Below are 8,365 nucleotides of genomic sequence, written 5' to 3'. Positions count from 1 at the left end.
CATGGGCAGGGACGTCGCTGCGCGCCATCCACACCGATTTGTAAAATGCCGGGTCGCGTACCCAGGAACGGAGGACCCGCTCATTAAAGTCATATCCGTTCATCTCAGCCCATACTATGGTCCAGTCCACTTTTTGGGGAGTAGCCCAACCTGTGGTGTCTATGGCCCCTAAGGCAGCCTGAAGTTTTTTAAATTCCGGCCAGCGCCCTTTTCGCCCGGCCGCAGTATAATCCGGTGCCCCTTCGAGAAGTGGCGGGTTTTCAAATTCACGCCACTCCTCAAAAAGAGTGACCAGGGCTGTGTAGTTCGTATTTCGGGTGCTTTCCTGACTAAAGGAATTGAAAATTCCGCTTAACAATAACAGCAGAACGGGGAGAGGCTTTAGAATTCTCATAGAGTTGGAAATTAGTCTTTTTTAGGTTTGGGTTCATAGATCAGCCGCATAAAGGCACTAAAACGTTCATTTTCCCGGGCAACGGGAATGCCTGCCACAATTCCGATAAGCATAGATTCGGATATATCGAGGCGCATCTGGGGACGGATGGTCATATCAAAATCCCCGTGTTCGAGAGCCTTGTTGAATTCCACCCCGATAAAGTTTATGGTCCCCGGGATCATGTAGTGGAAACTGGTATTGATTTCATAGGCAGATTCCCAGTCCCCTGTGTTGTATACCTGTTCGAAAATCGGTCCTGTGTAGATGAGCGAATGAAAATGCCGGCCCCACCTTTTGGCAACTACCAGAAAAGGGTTGTAGGCATTTCCTTTAAAAAATGGCTTGGCGAAGGAGTCAAAGGCAGTCAATTGAAATTCATTGAGATATCCCAGGGCCATAGAGGTAGCGATTTCAGGCTTGACCAAAAAGGTCCATTGAATAGCCACCTGCAAAGCATCGAGTTGGTTGGAGGGAACCAGATCGCCGGGGGTGCCCCCGGTAGGGGAATAAAAAGTGAATGGAAATTCAACTTCAAGCCCCAATCGGTTCACCGGGGCCCATTCATATTCCACCAACACCTCGTATGAATCGAAACTGAGGTTATCCTTAAGGCCCATCCCGAGATTCCACTCCTTTTCGCCTTTTCGCGCACCTAAATCGCGAATCAGGTCGATATAGAGGGGTTCGGCGTGCAAAACCTTATAAGGTTGCAGGCCATCTTCCAGTTCCTGTTGGGGTATTTTTTGAGTGAATATCTGTTTGTCCTGAGCCAGACCTGGGCCTTCCGGAAGTACAAAAAACAGGAAGGAAATCACCAGGTTGCTCCGCAAATAGGTGTTCCTCCATAGATTAGATAGCGTTCCGCACAGACTCATATTATATTGTTCGTTTTCTCGATGAATTCTGCTACCCATTTCGCACTTTGCACCGCCCCTTCCATATATCCGGGAAATAAGGAAGCGGTTTCAGATCCGGCAATAAGTAATTTTCCCCCAAGCCATGTCTTCTGATAATGGCTATTTCCATTATTCTGATGTGGGAAAACTGGCTTGTCATAAGGGGCGTATGTGAGGGGATCCCGGGTCCAGACCTTTTCCCGGTAGGTGCGATAGGTGTCGACAACGTCACCGTAATACCCCCGTAACTGTCTAAGGACGCGGGTGCGCCTTTCTGTTTCCGAGAGCGTATAAAAACTGCTGCTTATAAAACCCTTCAAGGCAAAGTGGTTGTCCTCAAAATCAGAATGGTCATACATTTCGGTTACCGGCCCCACATTACTGAAAACAGTCCCGCTGGTACGTGCTTCCCTCCAAAAAGGGCGGTCGTACACCAGTCCGAATTTAATGGATTCTCCCATCCACGTATGGGTTTGTTCCATAAGTTCGGATAGATTCGTTGGCAGGGGCGGGGTGATATTGACGGTTTTCGCAAGCAGATAAGGAGGGAGTGTGGATATGACAAGGCGGGCGTGATAGTCCCCTTCCGGGCATTCCACCCGCAGGCCATCTGCTCTTTCAGCGATGCCGGTAGCCCGTGTTTTCAAATGGATTTCCGCTGTGGGCAGCGTTGCGGCGAGGGTTCGAATAAGGGTGGAAGTCCCTCCCCCAATCCGAAAGCTGGGCTGGTCCTCTTCGGGTAGTGTTACGAGTTGAAACGGGCTGGTTGAAATGGGTTCATATATTGCTTGTTCTCCCAACTGCTGGGGAAAAACAGGGATATCCAGGGTTTTCAGCAGGGCTTTTAACCGGGTGTGTTTCGGACCCCACCAGGTTGCCCCCATTTCAATAGGTGGGTTTTGTGCATCAGAGGGAGTGGAATAAATTCGTCCGCCCAGCCGCTCCCTACCTTCGATCAGGATGCTTTTGAAGGTTGTTTTGCGAAGTAAGTGTTTCACCATCAAGCCTGTAAGCCCTCCTCCGATAATGAGGATATCACATCTTTTCAATAGTCTTAATTTTAATCAGAATTAATTGACTGCCCCCTTTTTGATGGGTAGGAAATTCGTTAAATTTAAGGCTCTTTGTAACCCCGGGGACTACCATAGGGGGAATTTATTTGCACATAAATTATACGAATGACCCAGGTCAGGGTTATCCCCTTAGATTATTGTTACTTTGAGACACCTACGAAAATAATAATTTAGAGAACCATGGAAGATAACACACATTCATCATCGGCTTACAACGCCAACTCGGACAATGGCAATGCCAGTGCTGAGAGTAAATGCCCGTTTTTGAACGGGGAAATGAAGCAAGCCGCAGGCGGGGGAACTACTAACCGCGATTGGTGGCCCAATTCACTGAATTTAAACATCCTGCGACAGCATTCTGAACTTGCCGATCCTATGGATCCGGATTTTGATTACCAGAAAGCCTTTAAGTCCCTGGATCTGGACGCGGTTAAAAAAGACCTCACCGATTTAATGACCGACAATCAGGATTGGTGGCCTGCGGATTACGGTCACTACGGTCCGTTTTTTATCCGGATGGCATGGCATGCTGCAGGTACCTACCGTATTGCCGATGGGCGCGGAGGTGGTGGAACAGGGGCACAAAGATTTGCACCTCTGAACAGCTGGCCCGATAACGCCAATTTGGACAAAGCCCGGGTACTCCTGTGGCCGGTCAAGCAGAAATACGGCAAAAAATTATCCTGGGCAGATTTACTGATCCTGGCCGGGAACGTGGCTCATGAGTCTATGGGTTTGCCCATGTACGGTTTTGCCGGTGGACGGGAAGACATCTGGCAACCGGAAGAAGATATTTACTGGGGTTCCGAAGAGGAATGGCTTGGAAACAAGGCCAGATACAGTGAGAGTGGAGAGCTCGAAAAGCAAATGGGGGCTGCACATATGGGACTCATTTATGTAAATCCGGAAGGCCCTAACGGAAATCCGGATCCGGTGGCTGCTGCCCATGATATTCGCGAGACCTTTGGGCGAATGGCTATGAATGACTACGAAACCGTCGCGCTGATCGCCGGAGGGCATACTTTTGGAAAAACCCATGGTGCGGCCAGCGATGCGGAATTTTTAGAGGCTGAACCTGCGGGGGCCGGCATCGAAATGCAGAGCTTGGGATGGAAAAGTAACTTTGGAACCGGAGTGGGTACGGATACTATTACCAGTGGCCTGGAAGGTGCCTGGACCGATACACCCATCAAATGGAGCCACAAGTACCTTGAAAACCTCTTTGGTTATGAGTGGGAATTGACAAAAAGTCCGGCAGGTGCCTGGCAGTATAAACCCAAAGATGGCGCAGGTGCGGGGACAGTTCCGGATGCCCAGGATCCGAACAAGAAACACGATCCTTTTATGCTCGTCACCGACCTCTCCCTGAGGATGGACCCTGCATATGAGAAAATATCCCGCCACTTCCTGGACAACCCTGAGGAATTCAAAGAAGCGTATCAGAAAGCATGGTTTAAACTGACGCACCGCGATATGGGCCCCAAAGCTCGTTATCTGGGTGATGAAGTGCCGGCGGAAGACTTGATCTGGCAAGATCCGGTACCTGCTGCCGATTATGATATCATTGATGCTAAAGATGTAGAAGCCCTTAAAAAGGACATCCTGTCCTCTGGTTTGGGAATTTCAGAACTTGTGGGGGCCGCATGGGCATCCGCCTCTACGTTCCGCGGTTCAGATTATCGGGGAGGTGCCAACGGCGCTCGTGTTCGTTTGGCTCCCCAAAACCAGTGGAAGGTGAACAACCCGGTTCAATTGGGCAGGGTACTGGATGGCCTGACGGCGATCCAGAAGAAATTCAACGATGCCCAGTCCGGAAACAAAAAGGTCTCCCTGGCCGATTTGATCGTTTTGGGAGGTAGTGCCGCCGTGGAAAAAGCTGCACACGACGCCGGTCATAAGATTAGCGTACCGTTTACCCCCGGCCGTACGGATGCCTCCGCAGAAATGACGGATGCGGAGTCTTTTGAACACCTTGAGCCTTTGGCCGATGGCTTTAGAAACTACGCCAAATCTAAATTCTCTGTAAAAACTGAAGAGTTGTTAGTAGATAAAGCTCAGTTGATGACGCTGACGGCTCCTGAGATGACCGTTTTGGTCGGAGGGATGCGGGTCTTGAACGCAAACTGGGACGGATCCCAGAAGGGAGTCTTTACAGATAGTCCAGGTACGCTGACCAATGACTTTTTCGTAAACCTGCTGGATATGGGGAATGTCTGGAAAGCGATGGATGCCGATGAAGAGGTATTTGAAGGTCGTGATCGCAAATCCGGGGAATTACGCTGGGTTGGATCGCGTGTAGACCTTATTTTTGGTTCGAATTCTGAATTGAGAGCCCTGGCAGAGGTTTACGCCTGTGATGATGCCAAAGAGAAGTTTGCAAAAGACTTTGTCGCAGCATGGCATAAAGTGATGAACCTGGATCGGTTTTAGTACGACCCGGTAAAGGCACTTTTATTTTGCCTTAATAATAGTAAAAGGCGATCCACATCCGGGTCGCCTTTTTTTATGCTATATTTCGGAAACAGAGTTCTGGAGATAGCTATTCACCTGATACGCTATGCCTGCAACAGGACAGTCGGTCACCATATCCATCGTCTAATTAAAAGTATATTATGCCTCGTGTTTCACTTAGTGTAGATCCTTTGTCAAAAGTTTTATCCATTCTTGTATGCTTCCTGATTTTCGGGTGTACTACCGAATCGAGAAAAGCCGATACTGAAATTGTCGCAATAAATACGGCGAACCCAGCATTGGAATTGGATCATATGGTCAGGGAGTGGTCTGAATCCTTTGTCACAAAGATCGATTCAACCTATGAGGCCACCATCAATTTTTATTTGGCTGATTCGTCAGAGGCCTGCCATGTACTATTTTCAAATAATCAATTTGAGTTGTTCGAAGGGGATACAGACTCCTATAACCTTTCATTTTCTTCCACAAAGGAGCATTACAATAAAATATTCAGGGGGGATATGACGGCCATGACATCCATGGGGCAGGCGACCTCTTCTGATCCGATACCCCTGAACTTTGACATCCAAAAGGGTATAACGGACAATGATACCAACGACTTCCTGTTTATCGCACAGCGCTTTTTTAATACTACGCCTTACGATCTTGTAAAACTTGGAGAGGAACATGCAAGAATCGTTCACGGAGGACTTGCCATCCCTATTTTTTACCAAAGAACTGAAGGGATTGGTGTTCGAAGCGCCTGGTATCAAATAAATAAAGGAGAACAGGTTAATGAACCAGGTGACACCAATCCATTCCCTCAGTATTTTATGATTACCCAGGGGCAAGGCTATGCAAAAATTGGGAATGACACTATTGAAGTAAAGAAAAATGAGGCCTACTTTATACCGCCAAATAGCGATCATGTTTTCTGGAATGAACGTGAAGAGCCAATTGTCTATATTTTTCTGGCCTGGGGGAAAGGAGCTTAATCTTATTACCTAAAAATGCGGTTTGGACTCTATCTCCACTGTCGGCATGTGAAGTTGGGCTGCCCCAAATTTTATTGTAACCATAAGCGAACGAATGAAAAGAACACTTGAAGAACAGCGGATTGAATTTTCAAATCAAAAATTCCTTGCGACCCCTTTAGCGGGCTTAATCGTTTGGACGATCATCGGATGCATCGGGGTTTTTTCCTCGGATTTCATAGCTGTATGGGCCATATTTATAGGAACGGGGAGCATCGTTTATTTAGGTCTGTTCCTTTCAAAATTTACCGGTGAAAATTTCCTGGATAAAAGTAAACCCAAAAATGAATTCGATACGCTTTTCCTATTTACCGCGGCCCAGGCCATTCTCGTTTACTCTATTGCCATCCCTTTCTTTCTTCTGGACTATTCTTCCCTGCCTTTGTCTGTGGGAATTCTGACAGGACTCATGTGGCTGCCATTTTCATGGATTATAAAACATTGGGTGGGGATTTTTCATACTTTGACCCGAACGATTTCCATTGTGGCCCTATGGTACCTGTTGCCCGAATACAGGTTTATCGCTATTCCCTTCACCATAGTCGCAATTTATATAGTGACGATTATAATTCTCAATGGTAGAGAAAGGATAGAATATGACACGCGCCAAATGGTATAATGCAAAGTGGATTGGTCACATCTATAAGCAACCCAAAGATCTGGAGCTGTGTGTAAAGCACAACCGGCATCGTGTCCGTTGTGCTTCATTCGTTATAAAGTCAAGCCAGTGATAACTCTTTCTACCTTCGAGCAATTCTACCTCACCATCAAAGGCAACAGGTGGTACTGGTTATTTTCAATTTTCTGTCGGGTGGTATTGGCCTTTGCCTTCATCATTGCCGGGATGGTGAAAATACTTGGGGAAAGATTCGCGAGCGGATTATCTGAGATTCATCCCATGGGTGCTTACCTGACAGCGCTACATCAGACCGGGTATTATTACACTTTTATAGGTATTGCCCAGGTCGTTGCCGCAGTATTGTTGCTCATACCCAGAACGGTGACTATGGGTGCGTTGATTTACTTTCCGATTATTGTCAATATTTGGTTACTCTCTTTTGCCGTTCGTTTTGAAGGTTCATTTGTGACCGCCCCCCTAATGGTCCTTGCCAATCTATACCTCCTTGTCTGGAATTATGACCGGTTGCGTTATATTCTGCCAATCTCAAAGTTTTCAGACCTCGGCATTGTCCAAAAACCTGAGAAATACAATACGAAATTTCCCTTGTTATTCTTCACTGGAGTGGTACTCATTGTAATGGGCACAATTGCTTTTGCCCGTTTCGGGTATGAGGCGATGCCCAGGATTTCACTGGCAGATTGTAAAAAGCAATTTGAAAATGCTCAGAATGGAGCCGCCGGACTTGAATTTTGTGAATGCATACATACCGCCGGACAACCTTTGGATACATGTTTGAAGGCGTTTGAGGATTCGGGGAATTAAATGAAACACCCACATTGGTATGAGTTAGCGAGTTTCAAAAACTCAAAAAAAAATCAAATAATAGGCACTTATTGCTTAACACATTTCAAACCTAACCCATGAACATGAAACATCTAGAAATCACAGTAAGCGTGATCTTACTAAGCCTGGTGGCAACCCCTGTATTTGCCCAGCAGAATGAATTTATTTCAGATTATTCAGAGCGTTTGGAGCAATCCCGGAAATATCTCATAGTGGTTGCGGAAACTATGCCGGAGGAGTTCTATGATTTTAAAGCTGCACCTGAATCGCTGAGCTTTGCCGAGAATTTATTGCATATCGGCTACGCCCTGGACTGGCATAGTCAATCTCTGCTCGGCGGGCGGGAATCACGGGACTGGAATACGGACCGCGTCTATAAGGTCGCCGGCAAATCCAAGGCGGAAATGATCGCGGTTGTCGACGAGACTTTTGATGCCGCCTTAGCGTTGATCAAACAATTCGACCCCGAGGATCTTACGGATCACCTGGACTATTTTGGCCTGGACCGATCTAAAAGACAAATTTTCCTCTTGCTAACAGACCATATCACACACCACAGGGGTCAAATGCTGGTATATATGCGGCTCAATGGGTTGACACCTCCGAGGTACGTGCTGTTTCAATAAGCTTTTACTTCCGTTGACGGTTGCAGGTCAAATTTTCTGCGAATTTGTGTTTTGTTGTGCCTGGGCTCATGGTTCTATATACGTTCATGCTATTTGCCAGGTGAAAAAAGTCGCAGACCACTTTTTATGATTAGCTTCCATTTTGTATTTGCAAATGTGGATAAAAAGTAGTATTATAGTGATATCAAAATAATACTATTATGAAAAATGAAAAACACTTAACGCCCTCCAGTGGCTATGTTATGCTTTTTGTCCTTTTTATCCTTCTATTCGTAATGATTGGGGGGGTAATATTCTTCCGTAATCCTCTGTTTTTGATCATGCTCCCTTTTATTTTGCTGTTTATGAGGGGATTCTTTACCGTAAATCCCAACGGCTCCAAGG

At 46.6% G+C, this 8,365-nt stretch carries 7 protein-coding genes and 2 pseudogenes; 6 read left to right on the top strand and 3 right to left on the bottom strand.

The features are described 5' to 3' along the window. From WBV75_RS01595 to WBV75_RS01585, 3 genes and pseudogenes are all read right to left on the bottom strand, one after another. Window positions 1-394, bottom strand: a pseudogene (locus WBV75_RS01595) (hypothetical protein); the annotation flags it as partial. Between the two features lie 11 nt (window positions 395-405). Next, entirely contained in the window at window positions 406-1,311 is a 906-nt protein-coding gene (locus WBV75_RS01590) for an HAEPLYID family protein (protein WP_424118906.1), read from the bottom strand. Continuing rightward, complete coding sequence (locus tag WBV75_RS01585; protein WP_424118905.1) at window positions 1,308-2,381, bottom strand: flavin monoamine oxidase family protein; 1,074 nt, start codon at window positions 2,379-2,381, stop codon at window positions 1,308-1,310. The genes WBV75_RS01590 and WBV75_RS01585 overlap by 4 nt, the downstream gene beginning before the upstream one ends. Window positions 2,382-2,585: 204 nt before the next feature. On the opposite strand from WBV75_RS01585, the gene katG reads away from it, so the two are divergent. The 6 genes and pseudogenes from katG to WBV75_RS01555 form a co-directional block, all read left to right on the top strand. Next, window positions 2,586-4,835 carry a catalase/peroxidase HPI gene (gene katG, locus WBV75_RS01580; RefSeq protein ID WP_424118904.1) on the top strand — a complete coding sequence of 750 codons (2,250 nt, stop codon included), beginning with the start codon at window positions 2,586-2,588 and terminating at the stop codon, window positions 4,833-4,835. Window positions 4,836-5,017: 182 nt separating this feature from the next. Next, window positions 5,018-5,851: a cupin domain-containing protein gene (locus WBV75_RS01575; RefSeq protein WP_424118903.1), complete on the top strand. Its 834-nt coding sequence runs from the start codon at window positions 5,018-5,020 to the stop codon at window positions 5,849-5,851. A gap of 94 nt (window positions 5,852-5,945) precedes the next feature. Beyond that, window positions 5,946-6,509 carry a DUF7010 family protein gene (locus WBV75_RS01570; RefSeq protein WP_424118902.1) on the top strand — a complete coding sequence of 188 codons (564 nt, stop codon included), beginning with the start codon at window positions 5,946-5,948 and terminating at the stop codon, window positions 6,507-6,509. Window positions 6,510-6,617: 108 nt separating this feature from the next. After that, window positions 6,618-7,334, top strand: coding sequence for a DoxX family protein (locus WBV75_RS01565; protein WP_424118901.1), 717 nt, complete (start codon window positions 6,618-6,620; stop codon window positions 7,332-7,334). Window positions 7,335-7,438: 104 nt separating this feature from the next. Next, window positions 7,439-7,981 carry a DinB family protein gene (locus WBV75_RS01560; RefSeq protein WP_424118900.1) on the top strand — a complete coding sequence of 181 codons (543 nt, stop codon included), beginning with the start codon at window positions 7,439-7,441 and terminating at the stop codon, window positions 7,979-7,981. A 200-nt stretch (window positions 7,982-8,181) separates the two neighbouring features. Then, window positions 8,182-8,365, top strand: a pseudogene (locus tag WBV75_RS01555) (SPFH domain-containing protein); the annotation flags it as partial.

This window comes from Robiginitalea sp. (assembly GCF_049588695.1).
Taxonomy (GTDB): domain Bacteria; phylum Bacteroidota; class Bacteroidia; order Flavobacteriales; family Flavobacteriaceae; genus Robiginitalea.
The sequence above is the reverse complement of the archived record's forward strand: the minus strand, read 5'-3'. Positions and strand labels throughout refer to the sequence as shown.